This is a genomic window from Streptomyces formicae (assembly GCF_002556545.1).
Classification (GTDB): Bacteria; Actinomycetota; Actinomycetes; order Streptomycetales; family Streptomycetaceae; genus Streptomyces; species Streptomyces formicae_A.
Genome location: NZ_CP022685.1, coordinates 248,613 through 270,139, shown reverse-complemented (window position 1 = coordinate 270,139; position 21,527 = coordinate 248,613). Strand labels below are relative to the sequence as shown.

General features: G+C 72.7%; 17 protein-coding genes. 13 read left to right on the top strand and 4 right to left on the bottom strand.

The genetic code is table 11. The annotated features are described in order from the left end of the window. Positions 1-24 precede the first annotated feature (24 nt). The 7 genes from KY5_RS01160 to helR all read left to right on the top strand — a co-directional run bounded on the left by KY5_RS01160 (position 25) and on the right by helR (position 11,587). Entirely contained in the window at positions 25-750 is a 726-nt protein-coding gene (locus KY5_RS01160; protein WP_098240384.1) for a C39 family peptidase, read from the top strand. A 130-nt stretch (positions 751-880) separates the two neighbouring features. Then, complete coding sequence (locus KY5_RS01155) at positions 881-1,996, top strand: GNAT family N-acetyltransferase (protein ID WP_098240383.1); 1,116 nt, start codon at positions 881-883, stop codon at positions 1,994-1,996. 62 nt (positions 1,997-2,058) lie between these two features. Then, on the top strand, positions 2,059-2,613 hold the full coding sequence (locus KY5_RS01150) for an SRPBCC family protein (RefSeq protein ID WP_098240382.1): 555 nt from the start codon (positions 2,059-2,061) through the stop codon (positions 2,611-2,613). 324 nt (positions 2,614-2,937) lie between these two features. Beyond that, entirely contained in the window at positions 2,938-3,468 is a 531-nt protein-coding gene (locus KY5_RS01145) for a TetR/AcrR family transcriptional regulator (RefSeq protein ID WP_234362571.1), read from the top strand. A 97-nt stretch (positions 3,469-3,565) separates the two neighbouring features. Further along, complete coding sequence (locus tag KY5_RS01140) at positions 3,566-6,808, top strand: amidohydrolase family protein (protein WP_098240380.1); 3,243 nt, start codon at positions 3,566-3,568, stop codon at positions 6,806-6,808. A gap of 148 nt (positions 6,809-6,956) precedes the next feature. Beyond that, the gene (locus KY5_RS01135) at positions 6,957-9,137 is read left to right on the top strand and encodes an ATP-binding protein (protein ID WP_098240379.1); all 2,181 of its coding nucleotides are present in this window, start codon (positions 6,957-6,959) and stop codon (positions 9,135-9,137) included. A 278-nt stretch (positions 9,138-9,415) separates the two neighbouring features. Next, the gene (helR, locus tag KY5_RS01130; RefSeq protein ID WP_098240378.1) at positions 9,416-11,587 is read left to right on the top strand and encodes an RNA polymerase recycling motor ATPase HelR; all 2,172 of its coding nucleotides are present in this window, start codon (positions 9,416-9,418) and stop codon (positions 11,585-11,587) included. A 53-nt stretch (positions 11,588-11,640) separates the two neighbouring features. Here helR and KY5_RS01125 read toward each other — a convergent pair whose 3' ends face one another. Next, entirely contained in the window at positions 11,641-12,498 is an 858-nt protein-coding gene (locus KY5_RS01125) for a class I SAM-dependent methyltransferase (RefSeq protein ID WP_098240377.1), read from the bottom strand. A 74-nt stretch (positions 12,499-12,572) separates the two neighbouring features. Between KY5_RS01125 and KY5_RS01120 the strand changes: the two genes are divergently transcribed. Continuing rightward, on the top strand, positions 12,573-13,097 hold the full coding sequence (locus KY5_RS01120) for an AAA family ATPase (protein WP_098240376.1): 525 nt from the start codon (positions 12,573-12,575) through the stop codon (positions 13,095-13,097). Positions 13,098-13,149: 52 nt separating this feature from the next. On the opposite strand, the gene KY5_RS01115 is transcribed toward KY5_RS01120, so the two are convergent. Then, a complete protein-coding gene (locus KY5_RS01115) occupies positions 13,150-14,109 on the bottom strand; it encodes an Lrp/AsnC family transcriptional regulator (RefSeq protein WP_098240375.1) in 960 nt (319 codons plus the stop codon). On the opposite strand from KY5_RS01115, the gene KY5_RS01110 reads away from it, so the two are divergent. Beyond that, positions 14,101-15,804, top strand: coding sequence for an MFS transporter (locus tag KY5_RS01110; RefSeq protein ID WP_267894257.1), 1,704 nt, complete (start codon positions 14,101-14,103; stop codon positions 15,802-15,804). The two genes, KY5_RS01115 and KY5_RS01110, sit on opposite strands and share 9 nt — an antisense overlap. Positions 15,805-15,842: 38 nt before the next feature. Here the strand turns inward: KY5_RS01110 and KY5_RS01105 are convergent, their stop codons facing one another. Further along, positions 15,843-16,490 (bottom strand): dihydrofolate reductase family protein, encoded by a 648-nt coding sequence (locus KY5_RS01105; RefSeq protein ID WP_098240373.1) that lies wholly within the window; start codon positions 16,488-16,490, stop codon positions 15,843-15,845. Between the two features lie 137 nt (positions 16,491-16,627). Further along, on the bottom strand, positions 16,628-17,191 hold the full coding sequence (locus KY5_RS01100; RefSeq protein ID WP_098240372.1) for a GNAT family N-acetyltransferase: 564 nt from the start codon (positions 17,189-17,191) through the stop codon (positions 16,628-16,630). A 202-nt stretch (positions 17,192-17,393) separates the two neighbouring features. On the opposite strand from KY5_RS01100, the gene KY5_RS01095 reads away from it, so the two are divergent. The 4 genes from KY5_RS01095 to KY5_RS01080 all read left to right on the top strand — a co-directional run bounded on the left by KY5_RS01095 (position 17,394) and on the right by KY5_RS01080 (position 21,477). Then, entirely contained in the window at positions 17,394-18,380 is a 987-nt protein-coding gene (locus KY5_RS01095) for an alpha/beta hydrolase (protein WP_098240371.1), read from the top strand. A gap of 206 nt (positions 18,381-18,586) precedes the next feature. After that, a complete protein-coding gene (locus tag KY5_RS01090; protein WP_098240370.1) occupies positions 18,587-20,116 on the top strand; it encodes an FG-GAP-like repeat-containing protein in 1,530 nt (509 codons plus the stop codon). 31 nt (positions 20,117-20,147) lie between these two features. Next, complete coding sequence (locus KY5_RS42400; RefSeq protein WP_098240369.1) at positions 20,148-20,687, top strand: hypothetical protein; 540 nt, start codon at positions 20,148-20,150, stop codon at positions 20,685-20,687. 97 nt (positions 20,688-20,784) lie between these two features. Then, positions 20,785-21,477 (top strand): lipase family alpha/beta hydrolase, encoded by a 693-nt coding sequence (locus tag KY5_RS01080; RefSeq protein ID WP_098246997.1) that lies wholly within the window; start codon positions 20,785-20,787, stop codon positions 21,475-21,477. The last annotated feature ends 50 nt before the right edge of the window (positions 21,478-21,527 follow it).

Genomic DNA, 21,527 nt, shown 5'->3' with positions numbered 1-21,527 from the left:
CCTTCATCCCTCTCAGGAGCCCGTATGCGCAAGAGACTTCGCTCCACGGCGCTCGCCGCGCTCGCCACGGTCACCTTCGGCGCCCTCGTCACCCCGGTGGCAGCCCAGACCGACCCCGCGCCGACGCCCCCGCACGCGGCGTCCGTGCTCGGCCACGGCTCGAAGGCCGGCACCGCGGTCGTCAGCGGGCAGAACGAGCCCGGCACCCGGCTGCGCGTCGACGGGGCGCGGACCAGGAGCGCCCACACGCTGGACGTCGACTACCAGGTCCAGGAGACCGGCTACTGGTGCGGTCCCGCCGCGACCCGCATCGCGCTGTCCGCCCGCATCGCCCCGCCGGGGCAGGGCGCGTTGGCCGCGCAGCTCGGCACCACCGAGGCGGGTACCGATCACATCGGTCAGGTGACCGGCGTCCTCAACGCCAACCTCGGCACCGGCTGGTACGAGACCAAGGAGATGCCGAACGACCCGCCCACGCAGGCCCAGAAGGACCTGCTGTGGCGCGACGTCGTCCTGGACATCGACAACAACTACCCGATCGTCGCCAACATCGTCGCCCCGCCCGGCAACCAGCCGCCCGGCTACCCGTCGGACCAGACGATCTACCACTACTTCACGGTGATCGGCTACGACGACGCGAACCGCACGGTCCTCATCGCCGACCCGGCCTCCTTCGGCGGCAACCAGATCTACTGGCTCTCCTTCGACCAACTCGCCAGCCTGATCCCGCCGAAGGGCTACGCCGCCTGAGCCGTACGGAAAGTCAGGGCCGTGAGTGGCGCGGAACGGGGAACCCACCACTCGCGGCACGTCGTCTCCCATGACACGTGTGTACGGTTCGGACGCGGCCGGCGCGTCACGGGAAGGCGGACGAGCTGAGATGGACGTCACTCTGCACGGACCCGACGAGCTCAGCCCCGCGCTGCGTCTGGCCTGGCACCGGACGATGGACCTGTCGCCGGTGTACGCCAACCCGTTCCTGGCGCCGGAGTTCGCGGCAGGCGTGGCCAGACACCGCGGCGGGGCGAGAGTGGCGGTCCTGCGCGAGAACGGCGAGCCCGTCGGCTTCCTGCCGTTCGAACGCACCGCGTTCGGCGTCGGCAGGGCCATCGCGCTCGGCCTCTCCGACTGCCAGGCGCTCGTGCACCGCCCGGGGGTCGTCTGGGACACCGGGGAACTGCTGCGCGCCTGCGGACTCGCGGTCTTCGAGTTCGACCACCTGGTCGAGGAGCAACAGCCGTTCGCCGCTTCCGTCACCGGCACCTTCGCCTCTCCGGTGCTCGACCTCAAGGTCGGCGACGAGAGCTACCCGCAGTGGCTGCGGGGCGCCTACCCGGGTCTTGCCAAGACGACGCTGAAGAAGGAACGCCGCCTGGGCCGCGACCACGGAGAGGTGCGGTTCGTCTACGACGAGCGGGACCCGAAGGCGCTGCGCACCCTCATGCGGTGGAAGTCGGCGCAGTACCGCAGGACGGGCCGCATGGACCGGTTCGCCAAGCCGTGGATAGTCGACCTGGTGGACGACCTGTTCCAGGTCCGCGAGGAGCACTTCACCGGCGTCCTCTCCGTGGTCTACGCGGGGGACCGGCCGGTCGCCGCCCACTTCGGCCCGGCCTCGCGCACGGTCTTCGCGGCCTGGTTCACCGCGTACGACCCCGAGTTGAGCTACTACTCGCCGGGCCTGATGATGCACCTGCGGATGGCCGAGGCCGCGGGCAGGGACGGGGTCCGCGTGATGGACATGGGGCGCGGCGACAAGGAGTACAAGGACTGGCTCAAGACCCGTGAGCTGCGCGTGGGCGAGGGGTTCGCGAGCAGGACCCACCCGGTGGCCACCGCGCACCGGATGTGGCGCCGACCCGTGCGCGGGCTGCGCAACACGGTCCTGGCCCATCCCGCGCTGCGCGAGCGCGCCGACCGGCTCCTGAAGACGGTCGGCAACCTCCGTACGTCGGGCGGTCCCGCACCGCGAGGCCCCGCTCGGCGCGGACGCTGAGCGGACTTCCCGCCGACCTTACCGGCCGGTAGGGTCATGGCCTCCGAGGAACGGAGCATTCCATGACCCGTACGTTCACCGTGTCCCGCAGCATCGTGGTCCAGGCGTCGCCCAAGGCCGTGTACGAGCAGGTCAGCCGCCCCGCCCGGATGGGCAGGTGGAGCCCGGAGAACCTGGGCGCCACCGTCGAGGGACGCGACGAACCGGCCCGTGTCGGCCTGGTCTTCGACGGGCACAACAAGCGCGGGGCGTTCCGCTGGACCACGCGCTGCACGGTGACCGCCTCCGATCCCGGCAGGAGCTTCGCCTTCCGCGTGCACGCGATCGGACTCAAGCGGCCCCGGCTGCGCGCTCCCATCGCCACCTGGGAGTACCGCTTCGAGGACGCGGGCCCCGCGGACGCGGGACCGGGGGAGACGGGAGCCGGAGCGTCATCGACACGGGTGACCGAGACCTGGACGGACGACCGCCGCCGCTGGCCCGATGTCGTGGCCAACGCCTTCGACCGGATCGCCACCGGCGGGCAGACCTTCGCGGTGTTCCAGGCAGGGAACATCGACAGGACCCTCGGGAACCTCAAGAAGGACCTGGAGGGCGCGGGCACGCCCCGCACCTGAACCGGCGAGCGGGGGGCGGCTCACCTGGTGGGAGGGGCGCGCCAGGGAGCCCGCCGCCCACTCGCCGGGCGGCTCCCGGCGGTGGTCGGGCGGCCGGTGTCTCCCGCGGTGGCCGCCCTGACGGTTGGTGCTGCACACCGGGAGCCTGGAGTGGTCCGCGCGGTGAGGAGTCGTGGCCCGGGACGGGAAGAGAGACTGGTCTGTCTTCCTGCCCTTTTCCTTCACGATGGCAGCGGAAGGGGGCCCTGTCCAGGACTAATCTGGAGGATTATGGACAGCGACCCGAGGCCGGGGACGCCCCGACCTCCGCCCCGCGAAAGGATATTGAGCACCGCGTACACACTCTTCTCGCGGCGCGGCATCCGTGACGTGGGCGTGGACGAGGTCGTCGCGCGGTCCGGGGTCGCCAAGGCGACGCTCTACCGCCACTTCCCCTCCAAGGACGACCTGGTGCTCGCCTTCCTCGACCGCAGGGAACAGGAGTGGACGCTCGGGAGGGTCGTGGCGGGAGCCCGACGGCGCGGCGGGACGCCGGAGGAGCGTCTCCTCGCCATCTTCGACGTCTTCGACGAGTGGTTCCGCGGTGACGACTTCGACGCGTGCGCCTTCATCAACATCCTGCTGGAGATGGGCAGGGAACACCCGCTCGGGCAGGCGGGCATCGCCCATCTGGAGACGATCCGACACCTGGTGCGCGGCATGGCCGAGGAGGCCGGGCTGCGTGACGCCGAGGGATTCGCCAGGTCCTGGCACATCTTGATGAAGGGTTCGATCATCTCGGCGGCGGAGGGCGACACCGAAGCGGCCCACCGGGCACAGGCGATGGCGCGGGCCCTCATCGAGCGGCACCGCTGACGCGGGGCCGCGACGAGGCCGTCCCGGTCGCCGGGTGGCGCGCCGTCGCCCCCGGGGTGTTGCCCGTGGCGCGGGCGATGCGCGAGTGTGCTCTGTCATGGACTGTGAGCGGAACAACGCCGCGTTGCCTCTGTCCCGTCGTCAACTGCTCCTCGCCGCGGGCGCCACCGGCGCCGCGGGAGCGATCACCGCACTGGGCGCCACACCGGCCCTCGCCAGGCCGGACACCGAGATCGCCCTCTCCTTCAGCCGGGGCACCAACGCGGCCGCGACGCTCGCGCCCGCCGGTGACCGGCTCGTCGCGGAGGCCCAGGCCACGCTCTGGTCGCTGCCGCGCACCGGCGGAGAGGCCGTGCCCCTCACCCCCGCGGGGCTCGAACCGAACCGGCCCGTGCACGCCCCGGACGGCGAACTCGTGGCGTTCTGCGCCTACCAGGGCGGGGGCTTCCACATCTGGACCGTACGCCCGGACGGCACGCGGCTGCGGCAGCGTACCGAAGGGCCCTGGGACGACCGGGGGCCCGCCTGGTCGCCCGACGGCACCCGCATCGCCTTCGCCTCCGAACGGGGCGGCGACCCCGTCAAGGGCAGCCCGTACCGCATCCACGTCCTGGACCTCGACAGCGGTCGGCTGACGCGCGTCACCGGCCTTCCCGGACAGGACGGGCCGTTTCAGGACGGGGCCTGGGAGGACTTCGACCCCACCTGGTCGCCCGACGGGAAGCGGATCCTGTTCGTCCGGGGGACGCCCGTCACCACGCCCCAGGGCACGAGCCTGGACTCCCGGACCGTCGCCGCGGTCGATGCCACGGGCACGGGCCCCGTCACCGTCGTCCACACCGAGACCGTCGCCGCGCAGGTGATGACCCCCGCCCTCTCCGGGGGCGAGGGGGAAGGAAAGACGGGCGGCGGGCGCCTCGCCTACCTGCGCACCACCGCGTCGCCGAACGGCTCCTGCACCCTGGTCGTCGACGGCGAGCCCGTCGCCGTCGACGGGGACGTGGCGCCCGTGCCTCCGCGCTGGGCACCGGACGGGCGCCTGCTCCTCACCGTGGACGGGCGCTTCACCCTCGTACGGCCGGACAGACCCACGACCACGGAGACCATCCCCTTCGACGCCACGCTCCCCGTGGACCGGCCCCGCTACCGCGTCAAGGAGTACGACCTCGGCCAGGGCCGTGCGCGGCCCGTGCGCGGCATCCACCTGCCCGCGCTCTCGCCCGACGGACGGCAGATCGCCTTCGCCGCCCTCAACTCGCTCTGGCTGGCCGACACATCGGGCGGCCGACCGCCCCGACGGCTACACAAGGCGGCCGCCACCCACTACCTCCTCGGCCCGGCGTGGGCCCCCGACGGCAAGTCCCTCGTCTACGCCGACGATCGCGACGGACTGCTCGGCGTACGCCGTCACGACCTGGCCACCGGCGAGGAGAGCGCGCTCGCGACGGGCGGCCGCGTGCACCCCGCCCTCTCGCCCGACGGCAAGCGGCTCGCCTGCCTCGACCTCACCGGCAAGCTGATCGTGCGCGACCTGGCGGCGGGCACCGAACGCGTCCTCGTCACCCCGCTCGGCGGCGGCGGTCTGCCCGGCAGGCCCAGCTGGTCGCCCGACGGCCGCCACCTCGTGCTCTGCGACCGCAACCGGCTCAACCTCCGCTTCCGCGAGGGCTACAACCTCATCCGCGTCGTCGACGCCACCACCGGCGCCGACCGGCTGCACGCCGTCGCACCCCACACCTCGATCTCCGACCGGTACGCCTCAGGGCCCCTCTGGTCGCCCGACGGCCGATGGCTCGCCGTGATCGTCGAGTCCGCGCTCTGCCTGCTGCCCGTCACGCCCGACGGCACCCCGCGCGGCCCCCTGCGCACGCTCACCCGCGAAGCCGCCGACCACCCCTCCTGGTCGGGTGACTCCCGGACGCTCCTCTACCTCTCCGGCACCCGGCTGCGCCTGATCGGCGTCGACGGCGGCGCCGCGCGCACCGTCCGCGTCCCCCTGGACGCGCGCAGGCCCACACCCGCCGACACGGTCGTGCACGCGGGACGGCTCTGGGACGGCACGGGGGAGACCGTGCGCGACGACGTCGACATCGTGGTCCACGCCGGACGCGTCAGCGCCGTCGAACCCCACAGCGCCGCCCGCCACTCGGCCGCGAAGCACAGCGTCGACGCCTCGGACCGCACCGTCGTCCCCGGGCTCTGGGACACCCACACCCACCCCTGGCAGAGCACCTACGGCGGGCGCCAGACCGTGGGCCAGCTAACCTACGGCATCACCACGGCGGTCTCCCTCGGCGGCTTCGCCCACGAACAGGCGCGCATCCGCGAGGCGGTGGCCGCCGGCCAGCTCGCCGGACCACGGCTGCTGACCACCGGCGAACTCCTCGACGGCGCCCGGGTCGCGTACAGCATGGGCCGGGCGCACACCACCCGCGCGGGTCTGCGCCGCTCCCTCGACCGGGCCGCCGCCCTCGACTGGGACTTCGTCAAGACCTACGTCCGCGCACCGGGCTGGATCATGGCGGAGGCCGCCAGGTTCGCCCACGAACGGCTCGGGGTGCGCACCGGCGGCCATCTGCTCTCGCCGGGCATCCAACTGGGCCAGGACCTGACGAGCCATCTGCAGGCTACCCAGCGCGCCGAGTTCGGCCACGCGATCACCGCTTCCGGCCGGGCCTACGACGACGTCGTGGAGATCTACAGCGCGCCGGGCGCCCGCTTCTCGCTGATCGCCACGCCGTTCACCTCGGCGCCGCTGATCGGCGCGGACCCGGGCCTCGCCGACGACCCGAGGGTCACCGCCGTCATGGCGCCGTGGGACGCCGAGCTGGTGAAGAAGACGGCGCAGGCGCCGCCCACCCAGGCCCAACTGGACACGCTGCGCACGGAGACCGACATCTACCGCAGGGTCCTGGCGGCGGGCGGCCTCGTGGCGCTCGGCACCGACCAGCCCATCGTCGCGGTCGGCCTCTCGCTGCACCTGGCGCTGCGCGCCCTGCACCGCGGCGGCCTGAGCCCGGCGCAGACGCTGCGCACCGCGACCGTGCTCCCGGCCAGGCTGTTCGGCGTCGAACGGGACCTCGGGACCGTGGAACCCGGCAAGCTCGCCGACCTCACCGTGGTCGACGGCGACCCGTTCACGGACTTCCGCACCATGGTGCGGACGGTCGCGGTGCTGCGCGGCGGAACGCCGTACACCACGAAGGACCTGGTGGCCGAGTTCGAGCCGTCATCCCGGCGCACGGGCGAACGCCGCGCCGCGGCCCCCGGCGGCGACGCGGCCGAGCGGGACGACTGGCTGGCGGTCGGAGAGCTGATGCGCAAGGACGGGTGCTGCTGATCCACGCCGTCACCGTCGGGGGCGGCGCCGCTGCCGCTCCCGACGTCAACTTGACGCCGCCCGCTGCCCGTTAGAGAGCCTCCCGTATACCGGGCGGCTTTCCCCGCGGTCGCTCGGACGCCCCCGCCGGTGCACCAGACTGCTGCTCATGGAAGGAAAGGTTCCTGAGGAGAAGACCAGTTTCGTGGGGCGCGAGGCGGATCTGCGACGGCTCGGCGCATCGCTGGCGGCGCACCGCCTGGTGACCCTGACCGGCATGGGCGGCGTCGGCAAGACCCGCCTCGCCGTACGGGGCGCCGTCCGGGCAGGGACCGGGTACCGCGACGGGGTGTGCTGGGCCGACCTGTCCCCGCTCATGGACGACCACCTGCTGACCGCGACGGTGTGCGACGCCGTGGGCCTCGCCGACCACACCCCCCGGATGCCGGTGGACGCGCTGCGGTCCTGGCTGCGCGACAGGCACCTGCTGCTCGTCCTCGACTCCTGCGAGCATCTGACCGACCAGTGCCGCCGGTTGATCGGCGAGCTACTCTCCGCCGCCCCCGGCCTGACCGTCCTCGCGACCAGCAGGCAACCGCTCCTGCTCTCCGTCGAGTGCGTCCTCGACGTGGAGCCCCTGCCGGTCGGACCGGCGACGGACCGGCAGCCGGGCGACGGAGGCACGGGCGGGGGACCGATGGGGGACGGGCCGACCGGAGGCGGGCCGACGAGCAACGGAGCGGCGGCCGTGGAGCCCGCGCCCGCAGGTCGTACGGCCGCACACTCCGACGCACTGCGCCTGTTCACCGACCGTGCCGCCCGCTTCGTCCCCCGCCAGACCCTGGAATCCCCGGACTGGGCGGCCGACGCCGCCGAGGTGTGCGAGCGTCTCGAAGGCATTCCGCTCGCCCTGGAGCTGGCGGGCGGGCAACTGCGCCACCGCAGCGTGCGCAGTCTCGCCGAGGGGCTCGGCTCCCGGCTCGCCGAGCTCACCGGCGCGCCGCGGGTGCGGCCGCCCCGGCACCAGAGCCTGCGTACGACGATCGGCTGGAGCCACGAGCTGTGCACCCCGGGGGAGCGGCTGCTGTGGGCGCGGCTCTCCGTGCTGCGGGGCCCGTTCGACCTCGGCATCGCCCAAGCGGTCGGCGCGGGCGGGCCCTTGACGCGCAGAGGGGTGGCGTGGGCGCTCACCGGCCTGGTGCGGCAGTCGGTGGTCGGGCGGGACGGGCCGCGCTACCACATGCTCGACACGCTCAAGGAGTACGGCCGCATGTGGCTGGCGGAGCTGGGCGAGGAGGAGCTCCTCGCCGACCGCCACGCGGAGTGCTTCCTCAACCTCGCGCGGCGCGCCGACGCCGAGTGGCTGGGCCCCCGGCAGACGCACTGGTACCGGCGCGTCGGCGAGGCCCACGCCGACCTGTGCGCGGCCCTGCACCACCTGCTCGACCGCGCCCCCGCCGACGGCCTCGAACTGGTCAGCCGCGTGGCCTTCTTCTGGAGCTGCTGCGGCCATCTCCACGAGGCGCGCACCTACTTGGAGCGCGGCCTCGCCCTCCACCACGAGCCGGGCCCCGTCCACACCCGCGCCCAACTGGCCCTCGGCGTCGCCGCGCTGTTGCAGGGCCAGCACGATACCGCGGAACGGCTCGGTGAGATCTGCGCGCGCGAGGCCGCGCGGGACGGCGACGGACAGGGCGTGCTCGCGGCCGGATACCTGCGGGGCATCACGTACCTGCTCACCGGCCGCCCCCTGGTCGCCCGTGCGCTGGCGCTGCGCGCCCTGGAGGAGGTGCCCGGCGAGGACTTCGCCTCGGCATCGCGGCTGCGCTGCCGCCTGGTCGTCGTCTTCGCCCTCACCGCGCTCGGCGCCCTCGACGAGGCGATGGAGTCGGCGCGCGAGCTGCGGGCCGTCTGCGAGCGGATCGACGAGCACTGGACCCGGTCCTACCTGGACTACCAGCTGGCCCTGATCGCGCTCTTCCAGGACCGGCCGCACGAGGCGGCCGAGCACGCCCGTGCCATGCTCCTGGGCAAGCAGCGCATCGGCGACAGCTTCGGCATCGCCCTGGGCCTCGACCTGCTCGCCGCGGCATCGGCGGCGCAGGGCCGGGCCGAGCAGGCGGCACTGCTCTCCGGTACGGGACACGCGTACTGGCGCAATGTCGGCCATCCCCAGCGCGGCACACCGGAGTTGGCGCCGCTGCGCGCCAGGACGGAACAGCTGGCCCGCGCGGGCATCGGATCGCAGGCGTACGCGCGGGCCCTGCGCCGAGGCGAGAGCGACACCGGCACGGGCCTCGCACTGGCCCTCGGTGACGACGCCCAGGAGATGCCCGCTGAGGACAGCTGAGTCCCACAGCGACGCGTCAAGCGACGGGTCAGGAGAAGCGCGCAACGGCGCGAAGAGGGTGATGATCAAGGGAAAAGAGGAGTACCCACTCCTTTCCACTCTCAACTTATAGCGCACAGGGGGGCTTGCGGCAAGGCCCCCGTGGTGCCGCAGAATCTCTCGCCGAGGCCAGAACTCGCGGAAATGGGAGATTCACTCAGTGCATGAGCTTTTGTCGGTCTTCGGGGCGTGCGTGACGCCGGACTTCGCGGGTACGACCTCGGATCGGAGCTGATTCCATGACCCCCCTGAGCACCAGCGCCTTCGACCTTCCCGACCACCTCGCGCCCAAGGCCGACCCGCGGCTCATCGACGCCGACGAGCGGCACTTCGCCGCCGTCGCGGAGAGCCTGGAGCGCACGATCGCCGAAGTGTCCGACGCCCTGGAGACCGTGCGCAAGGCGCCCGGCGGCACCGGCAGGGCGGCGATGGACCGGGACACCGAGATCCACCGGCTGACCGGCAGGCTGCGCGCCCTGCGCCGCTTCGGGCTCGACCTCTGCCTCGGCCACTTCGTCGCCGCTGACGACCCCGAGCCCGTGTACATCGGACGGCTCGGCCTCACCGACAGCTCAGGGCGCCGCCTCCTGATCGACTGGCGCTCGCCCGCGGCCGAGCCGTTCTTCGCCGCGACCCACGCCCACCCCATGGGGCTCGTGAGCCGCCGCAGGTACCGCTGGACGCGCGGCAGGATCGGCGACTACTGGGACGAGGTGTTCACCGCCGACGGCCTCGAAGGGCATGCCGCGCTCGACGACCAGTCCGCGTTCATCGCGAGCCTCGGCGGCAACCGCTCCGACCGGATGCGGGACGTGCTCGGCACCATCCAGGCCGACCAGGACGCCATCATCCGCGCCGGATCGCGCGGCGCGCTCGTCGTCGACGGCGGCCCCGGCACGGGCAAGACCGTCGTCGCGCTGCACAGGACCGCCCACCTGCTGTACTCCGACCCGCGCCTGGGCCACCGCAAGGGCGGCGTGCTGTTCGTCGGACCGCACCAGCCCTACCTGTCGTACGTCGAGGACGTCCTGCCCAGCCTCGGTGAGGAGGGCGTGCAGACCTGCACGGTCCGTGACCTCGTCGCCGAAGGGGCCACGGCGGCGGAGGAGGCCGACCCGGAGGTGGCGCGGCTGAAGTCGGACGCGGGCATGGTGCGCGCGATCGAGAAGGCCGTCAGGTTCTACGAGGAGCCGCCGACGGAGGCGATGACGGTCTCGACCGACTGGGCCGACGTCCGGCTGAGCGCCGCGGACTGGGCCGAGGCGTTCGACGCACCGGGCCCCGGCACCCCGCACAACGAGGGACGCGAGCAGGTCTGGGAGGAACTCGTCGAGATCCTCCTGGCCAAGGTCGGCGACGACGTGCCCGCCGAACTCTTCGAGCGGCAGCTGCGGCACGACGAGGAGCTCGTCACGGCGCTGCACCGCGCTTGGCCGCTGCTCGAAGCGGCCGACCTGGTCTCCGACCTGTGGACGGTCCCCGCCTATCTGCGAATGTGCGCCCCTTGGCTCGACGCGGACGAGGTGCGCAAGCTGGGGCGCAAGGAGGCTCCGCAGGCATGGACGGTGTCCGACCTGCCGCTCCTGGACGCGGCGCGCCAGCGGCTCGGCGACCCGGAGGCCGCCCGGCACAAGCGGCGGCAGGCGGCGATCCTCGCCGCGCAGCGCGAGCGGATGTCGCAGGTCGTCGACAACCTGATCGACGCCGCGTCCGACTCGGGCGCCGACGGGGACGACGGCGAGGGCCTGGTGAGGATGCTGCGCGGGCAGGACGCCCGGGTCAGCCTGGTCGACGAGTCCGAACTGCCGCCCGCGGACCCGGATCTGCTGGCGGGACCCTTCGCGCACATCGTGGTGGACGAGGCACAGGAACTGACCGACGCCGAGTGGCAGATGCTGTTGCTGCGCTGCCCCTCCCGGAGCTTCACGATCGTCGGGGACCGGGCGCAGGCCAGGCACGGGTTCACCGAGTCCTGGCAGGAACGTCTTGAGCGGATCGGGCTGGACCGGGTCGAGATGGCGTCCCTGAGCATCAACTACCGCACGCCGCAAGAGGTCATGGCGGAGGCCGAACCGGCCATCCGGGCCGTGCTGCCCGACGCCAACGTGCCGACCTCGATCCGCGGCAGCGGCATCCCCGTCGTGCACGGGTCCCTCGCGGAACGGGACGCGGTCCTGAAGACCTGGCTCGCCGCGAACGACGACGGCATCGCCTGTGTGATCGGTGATCCCTCGTTCCCTGCGACGCCCCGGGTCAGGTCGCTGCCTCCGGAGCTGACGAAGGGACTCGAGTTCGACCTGGTCGTCCTCGTCGACCCGGAGGAGTTCGGCGCGGGCATCGAAGGGGCGGTCGACCGCTACGTCGCGATGACCCGTGCGACGCAGCGACTGGTCGTCCTCAGGAGCTCCTGATCCGCATCCGGCCCTGACCGGCCCGCGGTGGCCACCGCACGCTTCACGTGGTGTCAGGTGGTGGCCACCAGCAGGTCCTCTCCGGTGGACGGGTAGAGACCGTCGGTCCGGCCCGCGAAGTAGCGTTCGGCGACGGCGGTCCCCGGCACGTGCCTGGCCCGCGCGAATCCGGCCTCCTCGGCGAGGGCCAGCATCTCGGGCGGGCTGTAGGCGCTGCGGAACGGCGTCCCCTCCGCCCGCGTCAGGGGCCTGAACGCCTCGACCGCCGAGCGGTCGGACGGCGCGATGAACGCGGGCGTCAGCAGGAACGACAGGGCGAACGTCGAGCCGGGCGCGAGCCCGGCCACCCGGCGCAGGGTCGCCGCGTTGGCGTCCTTGGTGAGGTACATGCTGACGCCGGTACAGGCGACGAGGGCCGGCCGCCCCGGATCGAACCCGGCGGCCGCAAGCCGCTCCCACCAGTCCGCGCCCGCCTCGAAGTCGACCGGCACCAGGCGCAGCCAGTCGGGGATCCCGAGGCCGAGCTCGATCAGCCGCCGCCGCTTCCACTCCTGGGTGTCGGCGCGGTCGATCTCGAACATCCGTAACCGGGCGGCGATGTCGGGCCTGCGCTGCGCGAACGTGTCGAGGCCCGCTCCCAGGACGACGTACTGGCCGACGCCGCGCGCACTCTCCTCGGCGACCAGGTCCTCGATGAACCGGGCACGTCCCACGATGGCGGCCCGGAACCGGCTGCTGCCCCGCGGATCCATGTCGGGCCGCTCCTGCCAGCCGTCCTCGGGCGCCGCGAGGCGCAGTCCGACCTCGTCCTCGAGCACATGGGGAGGCGCGTCGATCCGCACGTGCATCGCCCGCCAGAGCGCGACCCGCACCGCGGTGCTGTCCGGCACCTGCCTCTGCTCGTCACCCACGGTGCACCTCTCGTCGCAGTCGGTTCCGGTGTGAGCCTAGAGGAGGGGGTACGGCGGCGTGCCATGATCGGGACGTGACCACACTCTTCCTGACCGTCGGTCTGCCCGGGGCCGGAAAGACCACGTGGGCCCGGCAACTCGCCGAGGAGCACCGTGCGTTGAGGCTGACGCCCGACGAGTGGATGATCCCGCTGTTCCACGATCCGGAGGCGGACGGGAAACGGGACGTGCTCGAAGGGCGGCTGCTCCGGCTCGCCCTTGAGGCGCTGCGGATCGGCACGAACGTGGTCCTGGACTTCGGGTGCTGGACCCGCGCCGAGCGGTCCGCGATCCGCTGCCTCGTGGCGTCCGAGGGCGCGTCCTGCCACCTCGTGTACGTGCCGGTGGACCACGAGACGCAGCGCGCGAGGATCGCCAGGCGCCAGGCGGTCACCCCCGGCGAGACCTTCCCCGTCTCGGAAGCGGACCTGATCCGCTGGCGCGCGCTGTTCGAGGAGCCCGACGACGCGGAGCTCGACGGGGGTGAGCCGGACGGGCCGCCTCAGGGGTGGCCCGGATGGCCGGAGTGGGCCGCCGACCGATGGCCTTCGCTCGGCTGAGGCCCGTCGGTCGCGTGCGGACCAGGTCCGCGGCTTCCCGTACGGCCAGGGCTTACGGCACGGCGGGCGCGAGGCGCTTGACCTCGCGCAGCGTCGGGGCCGTCTCGATGCTCTGGATGCCGGGGAGCCTGCCGATGCGGCGGTCGATGTAGTCGTAGAGATCGGCCGGCCCGCGGAAGATGCCGCTGGCGACGAGGTTGGAGGCGCCCGTGATCGCGGCGGCGAAGGCGATCTGCGGATGCGTGGCGAGGGCCTCGCCGACCGTGCGCAGATGTCTGGGCGTCACGTTCAGCCAGAGCCGCGTCCCCATGTGGAAGCCGAGGAGCCGCGGGTCGAAGTCGACGGCCAGGACCAGCGCGCCCTCGCCGCGCAGCCGGTCGAGGTGGCGCTGGACGCTGGAGGGCGAACGTCCAGTGGCGGCGGCGAGTTCGGGCAGGGTGGCGCGGCCGTCCTTGGCGAGTTCGGTGAACAGGACGCGGTCGGTGGCGTCGAGGGAGAGCGGAGAGTGGCCGTCCGCGCCGGAATCCACCGCGGGCGGCGCGTCCTGGGGCCGGAACCGGGTGGCGTGCCAGGTGCTGGTGGCGCCGATGAAGATCCGCATCATGCAGTGGGCGCTGACCGAAAGGACGTGCGGGGTGCGGGGGAGCCGGTCGAGGAGCAGCGCGTTGCGCTCGTCGGCGGTCCTGGCGTTGAGCGCGCAGTACAGCTCGGTGCCGCCGGAGGCGAGCGTGACCCAGCTGGTGTCGGGCCTGCGGGCGAGGGCGTCGGCGATCGTGCCCGCCGCGTCCGGCGTGCAGTGCACCCGCAGCAGCCAGCGGGTTAGACCGAGCCGGGACACCACGGGCTGGCCGACGATGCGCAGTCCGCGGGGCCGCATTCGCTGATAGCGCCTGGCGACGGTGCGTTCGGAGACGCCCAGGTCGCGCGCGATCCGGCTGAAGGGTGCCCGGCCGTCCCGCTGGAGTGCCTGGAGAAGGCGCTGGTCAAGCTCGTCGAGACTGTCGTGATCCACCGCGTACCGCCCGTTCGATGCCGGATCCTGCCGCTCTCCAGGGTATGGCTTGGGGCCACGCGGTCCCGGACCCGATGGTGGCGCGGTCACCTCGTCAGCCCTGCCGGAGAGTGGGAAAGCATGCGTATCTGGGGGCCGTTGGTCGCCATCTGTCTGGGCACGTTCATGCTGCTCGTGGACGTCACCATCGTGCTGGTCGCCCTGCCGGCCATGTCGGATTCACTCGGCTCGTCGCTGTCCCAGCTGCAGTGGGTCGCCGACGGCTACGCGCTCGCGGTGGCCGCCGCTCTGCTCGGCGCCGGAATGCTGGCCGATCTGCACGGCAGACGCCGGATGTACGTCGGCGGCCTGATCGTCTTCGCCGTGGCGTCGGTGGCCTGCGCCCTGTCACCGAACATGCCGGTCCTCATCGGCTCCCGCGTCGTACAGGGCCTCGGCGCCGCGGCGATGTTCACCACCACCCTGTCCCTGATCAGCACCCTGTACGAGGGCCGCCGACTGGGCCTTGCCTTCGGTGCGTGGGCCTCGGTCGCCGCCAGCGCCTCCGCCCTGGGGCCGGTCCTGGGCGGTCTGCTCACGCAGGCCCTCGACTGGCGGTGGATCTTCCTGGTCAACGTGCCCGTCACGGTGCTCGCGCTGGCACTGACCTTCCGTCATATCCCGCGCTCCGCACCGGGGAAGCGGGACGCCGCACGACGCCTGGACGTTCCCGGGGTGCTGCTCTTCGCGCTCGGCGCGGGCGGATTCGTCTACGCCGTGACCGAGGCGCACACCCAGGGGTGGGCGTCGGCCGCCACGCTCGTACCGCTGGGCATCGCCCTTGCCGCGTTCGCTGTCTTCGTCCGCGTACAGAGCCGAGGAGCGCATCCCCTGCTCGACCTGTCGATGTTCCGCAGGCCCGCGTTCACCGCGGCGATGATCACCATCTCGGTCGGCGAGGGCGCGGTGTACGGGATCCTGCCCTACACCTCGCTGTGGCTGCAGTCCGTGCGGCACCTTTCGCCGATCGGGGCGGGCCTCGTCGTCCTGCCGCACGCGGTGGCCGCGGCGCTGGTGGCGGTGGTGTGCGGGCGGTGGCTGCCCACGCCCTCGCCCCGCCTGGGGGCCTCCCTCGGGCTGCTCCTCGCCGGGCTCGGCGTGGGCGCGGAGGGGTTCCTCGGCCCGGAATCGGGCTGGCCCGCCCTGGTGGGCGGCCTGGCGCTGAGCGGGTTCGGCATGGGCCTGGTCTTCCAGGTCGCTGCCTCCCTGGCGCTCGGCTCGGTGCCTCCGGAGCGCGCGGGCATGGCGAGCGGCACCTACAGCACCTTCGAACAGCTCGGGTACGCCTTCGGGGTCGCCGCCTTCGGCACCCTGGCCGTCTCGGCGATGACCGGGTCCCTCGAAGGAAAGGTCACCGACGCCTCCGCCACCGCGGGGACCCTCTCCGGCGGCGGCGCCGACGCCCTGCTCTCGGCCGCCCCCGACGCCCTGCGTCCCGGCCTCGACCACACCCTGCACGCGGCCTTCGCCACCGGGCACAACACGCTGGCCCTCACCGCGGGTGCCCTGTGCCTCGCGGGCGCCGCGCTCGTCGCGTGGTCGACTCGGCGCCCGCGTGACGAGGGGCCGCTCCCGGCCCGACAGGGCGCGCCCGCGGGCACGTCGCGGACACGGGCCCACGCGCCCGGCGGGACGAGCGGGCACGGCAGTTCATGACGGACCGACCCCGCCCGCGGGCGGGCGGGGTCCCCGCGTCACTTGCGCCAGAACACGTGGTGGGTCACTCCGCTGGGACTGGGCACGACGTCCAGGTGGAACCGGTCGAGCAACTCGTCGGGCGACTCCCACAGGCGCGATCCCGAGCCGACCTCCAGCGAGGGGTAGACCGCCACATGCAGGGTGTCGACCAGATCGGCATCGAGGAACTCCCGGATGACGGTGGCGCCGCCGCCGAGCCGGACGTCCTTGCCCTGCGCGGCCTCGCGCGCCCGGTCGAGGACCTTGGCCGGTTCGTCGTCGACGAAGTGGAACGTGGTGTCGGACAAGGTGAACGAGGGGCGCGGGTGGTGCGTCATCACGAACACCGGCGTGTGGAACGGCGGTTCGTCGCCCCACCAGCCCTGCCACTCGTGGTCCTGCCAAGGGCCGCGCTGGGGGCTGAACTTGTTCCTGCCCATGATCTCGGCGCCGATGTTGTGGGTGAAGTCCCGCGTGAAGTAGTCGTCGAGCCCGCGGCTGCCGCCCGGATCCGTCCGGTTGGGCCAGCTGGCCGTGGCCCCGGCCCAGGTGAACATGCCACCGGGATCGACGTGCCCGAAGGGCCTCTCCAGACTCTGGTGCTCGCCCGCGCCGAAACCGTCCCGCGAGACGGTGAAGTTCTGTACTCGCAGCAGCTGAGCCACGTGCTTCCTCCTGTGCCGGTGGTACCAGTGATGCCGTGTTGGCGTCAAAGGTAGGACCGCCCGGTCCAGGAGAACTCATCGGCGCGTCGAAAACTATTTCGGCCACAAGTCGCCGCGCGACCCCGGCCGCGCGGCGACTACCGCCGCTCCCACCGCTCCTTGGCGATCTCGTACCGTACGCCTCCGAGCTCGGCGCCCTCGACCGTCGCCATGTCCGGGGGAGTGGGGAGGGTGCCCGCGAGCGTCATCCCGAGCTTCTCCATGACGGTGCGCGAACCGTGGTTCACCGACATCGTCTCCGCCCAGACCACGCGCACACCGAGCTCCGAGAACGCCTTGCCCAGCAAGGCCCGTGAGCCCTCGGTGGCGTACCCCTTGCCCCAAGCCGCCCGCCGCAGCCGATAGCCCAGTTCGACCTCGTCCAGGGGGCCCTCCGCCTCGGGGCGCAGGAGGAACCAGCCGATGAACGTGCCACCGGTCCTCTCGTGGGCGGCGAAGAGCCCGAGGTCGCCGCCCCACTTCTCGTATCCGGCGAGGATCCGCGGCAGATGGAGCTCGCGGATGATCTCAGGAGCGGTCGGCTCGCCGCCGCTCAGGTAGCGCATCACCGCCGGGTCACTGTCCAGTTCGATCAGCAGGTCCGCGTCATCGGCGGTGAAGCGGCGCAGCGCCAGGCGCTCGGTCTCCAGGTAGGTCTCCACGAGTCGATCATGCCGGAGGCTGGCCGGGCGGCCCAACGGATTTCGAGCCGTTCGGCGGCCGCGGGGATTGACACCGTACGACGGATGCTGTGTGATCGCGGCCGCTCCGACCGGAGATCACCCGCCGGGCCCCGGAGCGTCCGTTCCGCACCGACCGATCAGTCCCCGAGGCGTAGCCCCTACGCCCGACCCGGAGGTCACGTTGAGCGAGCAACCCCCCACACGCAGAGGTGTCCTACGAGCCGTCGGCGGGCTCTCCGCCGCGCTCGCCGTCGGCGGCGCGGGCGTCGTCGCCGCCGCCTCGTCGGCCCGCGCGGCCGACGACGGCTTCGGCCTGCGGATCGTGGACCGCAACGAGAACGATCCCCGCATGTGGTACTACCGGTTCGCGACCGGCGCGATCGGCTGGAACCCCGGCGTCAACGTCCTGCTCCCCGACGGCTACCACACCAGCGGGCGCACCTATCCGGTCCTCTACCTCTTCCACGGCGGCGGCACCGACCAGGACTTCATCACCTTCGACCGGCTCGGCATCCGTGCCTGGACCGAGGGCAAGCCGATCATCGTCGTGATGCCCGACGGCGGGCACGCGGGCTGGTACTCCAACGCGGTCACCTCCAACGTCGGACGCCGCGACTGGGAGACCTTCCACATCGAGCAGCTCCTGCGCTGGGTGGAGGCGAACTTCCGCGCGTACGCCGACTACGACGGCCGCGCCGTCTCCGGATTCTCGATGGGTGGCTTCGGCGCGCTGAAGTACGCGGCCAAGTACTACGGCCACTTCGCCTCGGTCAGCGCCCACTCGGGACCCGCGAGCATGCGGCGCGACGGAGGACTGGTCACCCACTGGGCCAACGCCACGTCCGCCGCCCTGGACCTGGGCGGCGGAACGGTCTACGGAGTGCCGTGGGACGAGGCCCGCGTCAACGCCGACAACCCGGTCCAGCGCATCGAGAGCTACCGCAACAAGCGGATCTTCCTCGTCGCGGGCACCAGTCCCGACCCGATCAATTGGTTCGACACGGCCAACGAGACCCAAGTGCTCGCGGGGCAGCGGGAGTTCCGCGGCCTGCTCGGCAACGCGGGCATCCCGCACGAGTGGTACGAGGAGCCGGGCGGCCACTTCGTCCGCGAACACCTCTTCCGGCGGGACCTCGACGGCATCATCGGGCGGCTGCGCCCCGCGTGAGCGGGCGCGCCGAACGGGGCGTGAAAGTAGCGGTGTAGTGCAACCATCGGGGCATGTGGTGCGTCGTTGCGGGCAGTCGGAGTGAACCGGCGGTGAACTCCGCCGGGCATCCGGGGGGATGGGGAGAGCGCCGGAGCGTGGATCCCTCCCCGAGGACCGGCCGACCGACAGATGACACAAGAGCCACAGGAACCAAGGGAAGCCACATGTCGCGAGCACCTCGCAGCGCCCGTCTCACCACGCCCCTGATCGCAGCCTCCCTGCTGGCGGGCGGACTCACGATCTGGTCGCTCGGGATCGACCAGGCCCGGGCCGCCACCCCCGCGGCGCAGGGCGGCAGCGCCGCGGCCGCCGCCAAGGCGTCCGACGACTTCAACGGCGACGGTTACGCCGACCTCGTCGTCGGCGCCCCCGGCGGCACGATTTCCGGCCAGAAGAAGGCCGGGTACGTCGCGGTGACGTACGGGTCCAAGGACGGCCTGAAGCCCGCCGCCAAGCAGATCGTCAGCCGGTCGACCGCGGGCGTGCCCGGCGCGGCCGCCGCCAAGCAGGAGTTCGGCAAGTCCTTCACCAAGGGCGACCTGGACGGCGACGGCTACACCGACCTCGTCATCGGCGCCGACGGCGACGGATACGACGGCAACGGCGCCGACGCGGGCGCCGTGATCCTGTGGGGCTCCGCGTCCGGCCTCACCGGCGGCACGAAGATAGACACCTTCGGATTCGCCCCGCAGGCAGGGGACTTCGACGGCGACGGCAAGACCGACCTGGCGCTCTTCGGCAAGCAGGGCTCCCACGGCGACGACCCCGAGGGCCAGAACGCCCGCCTCTGGAAGGGCCCCATCGCCCGCACCGGCACCCCCGCGGGCACGCGCGACTTCATGGAGAAGTCGCAGTGGTGGAGCTACGAGACCGACGAGCGCCCCGACCTCGGCTGCGCGGACCGCCCCCAGACCTGCGTCGACGGACCGCAGTCGGTGATGGGCCCGGTCGTGCCGCAGGCCGTCGGCGACCTCAACGGCGACGGCCGCTCCGACATCGCCGTCAACCAGTACAACGGCGACGGCCAGTGGCAGAACAGCGTCCTGTACGGCAGCCCCGACGGCTTCAAGCGGCAGTGGGCGCCCGGCTACGAGGGCGCGCTCGCGATCGGCGACATCAACGGCGACCACTACGACGACCTGGTGGCGGGCACCAGCAACGACGACGCCAAGGCCCAGGTCGCGTTCGGCTCGAAGGACGGCCTCAAGACGGACACCCAGTCCTTCGACCAGGACCTGCCCGGCGTGCCCGGCGCCGAGGAGGAGGGCGACGAGTTCGGCGCCTCTGTCGCGGTGGGCGACGTCGACGGCGACGGCTACGCCGACGTCGCGCTCGGCACCCCCGGCGAGGACGTGCGCGACCTCGCCGACGCGGGCTCGGTCGTCCTCGTCCGCGGCAGCGCCTCCGGCGTGACCGGCACCGGCGCGCAGGCCTTCCACCAGGACACCGCGGGCGTTCCCGGTGCCGCCGAGAGCGGCGACCGGTTCGGCGAGGCCACGGCGCTGCTCGACGTCAACGGCGACGGCCACCGTGACCTCGCGGCCTCCGCCGCCCACGAGAACGCCGACATCGGTGCCCTCTGGTCCCTGCCCGGCACGGCCACGGGTCTGACCGCCACGAACTCCGTGGCCATGGCGCCCAAGGACCTCGGGGCCCCGGACGTCGCCGCGCTCTTCGGCAGCGCGCTGCGCTGATCCGTGCCCGCGGAGCTGGAACACTGACCGCGTGACCACACCGAACCAACTCCGCAAGGCCGCGCTCGCCCTCCCGGAGACCGAAGAGGGGATCCGGGACGGCGAGGTCTTCTTCACCGTGCGCGGCAAGCGGTTCGCGTCCCTGACGAAGGACGGCGTCGTACGGCTGAGGCTGGCGGAAGCGGCGGCCGAGTCCGCCGCGGCGGCGCACCTGACGGGGGAGCGGCTGCTCCGCGGCGACACGGTGACCGGCTTCCGCGTGCCGCTGGCCGACATCGGCGGCAAGGACCTCAACGCCCTGGCCAGGGCGGCCTGGGCCGACCGCGCCCCGCGTCGCCTCGTGGCGGAGCTCGACGCGGCGGACGCGGGAGCCGGCGGTCCGCGGAGCGATCTGCCGCCGGGCATCGGAAAGCCCGCGACACGGGCCCTGCTCGGCGCGGGACTGACCACGCTGTCCGCGCTCACGGAACGCACAGGGGCCGAACTCCTCGCCCTGCACGGCGTCGGCCCGAAGGCGGTGCGGATCCTGTCGGAGGAACTGGAGCGGCGCGGCCTCGCCCTGCGCGACTGAGCGGCTCCTCTCTCTGGTCAACTCGCCCTGTCGGCCCCACAATCCTCCCGTACTCGTGCGTAGCCATGAATCTCGCGCCGTGGGAGGCACCGTGTCGATGGCCAAGCGAGCCCGTGGGCTCGTCCTCTTGATCGCCGCACTGTTGGCGTCCGCCGCGGCGGTGACATCGGCCCCGGCCTCGGCATCGGCGGGCGCGGCGCACACGCCGGTCGTGTTCGTCCACGGCTACAACGCCGACCCTGGCGTCTGGGGATCGCTGCGCGACGAGCTGAAGGCGTCGGGATACACCGACGACGAGCTGTACTCCTGGGGCTACGACACCAGCCAGTCCGTGAACGAGACGCTCTCCGGCAGGCTCGCCGACTACGTCGCGCAGGTGCGGGCCCGCACGGGTGCCGATCGCGTCGACCTCGTGGCGCACTCGTTCGGCAGCCTCGTCACGCGGTGGTACGTGAAGTTCGGCGGCGGCGCCGCCGAGGTCGACCACTGGGTCTCGCTCGCCGGACCGAACCACGGCACCGCCACCGCCTGGGCCTGCGCGCTGTGGTCGCAGGCCTGCCGTGACATGACGCCCGGATCGTACGTGGTGAAGAAGCTCGCGGAGGGGGACGAGACGCCGGGCACGGTGGCGTACGCGACGTGGTGGTCGAACTGCGACGAGGTGATCAACCCGGACGACAGCGTCCCGCTGGGCGGCGCCCGGAACCACGCGGCGGGGTGCCTGGCCCACAACGAGCTGCTCTCCGACGACGGGGTGTCCCAAGGGGTGCGCGGCTTCCTCGCCGGGTGACCCGATGACCGGCGGAGCCGACCGGCCCCGCCGGACGCGTCGCCGCCTGA

Coding starts and splice junctions, on each gene's coding strand:
- KY5_RS01160 (WP_098240384.1), top strand. CDS start 25: ATGCGCAAGAGACTTCGCTCCACGGCGCTCGCCGCGCTCGCCACGGTC.
- KY5_RS01155 (WP_098240383.1), top strand. CDS start 881: ATGGACGTCACTCTGCACGGACCCGACGAGCTCAGCCCCGCGCTGCGT.
- KY5_RS01150 (WP_098240382.1), top strand. CDS start 2,059: ATGACCCGTACGTTCACCGTGTCCCGCAGCATCGTGGTCCAGGCGTCG.
- KY5_RS01140 (WP_098240380.1), top strand. CDS start 3,566: ATGGACTGTGAGCGGAACAACGCCGCGTTGCCTCTGTCCCGTCGTCAA.
- KY5_RS01135 (WP_098240379.1), top strand. CDS start 6,957: ATGGAAGGAAAGGTTCCTGAGGAGAAGACCAGTTTCGTGGGGCGCGAG.
- helR (WP_098240378.1), top strand. CDS start 9,416: ATGACCCCCCTGAGCACCAGCGCCTTCGACCTTCCCGACCACCTCGCG.
- KY5_RS01090 (WP_098240370.1), top strand. CDS start 18,587: ATGTCGCGAGCACCTCGCAGCGCCCGTCTCACCACGCCCCTGATCGCA.
- KY5_RS01080 (WP_098246997.1), top strand. CDS start 20,785: ATGGCCAAGCGAGCCCGTGGGCTCGTCCTCTTGATCGCCGCACTGTTG.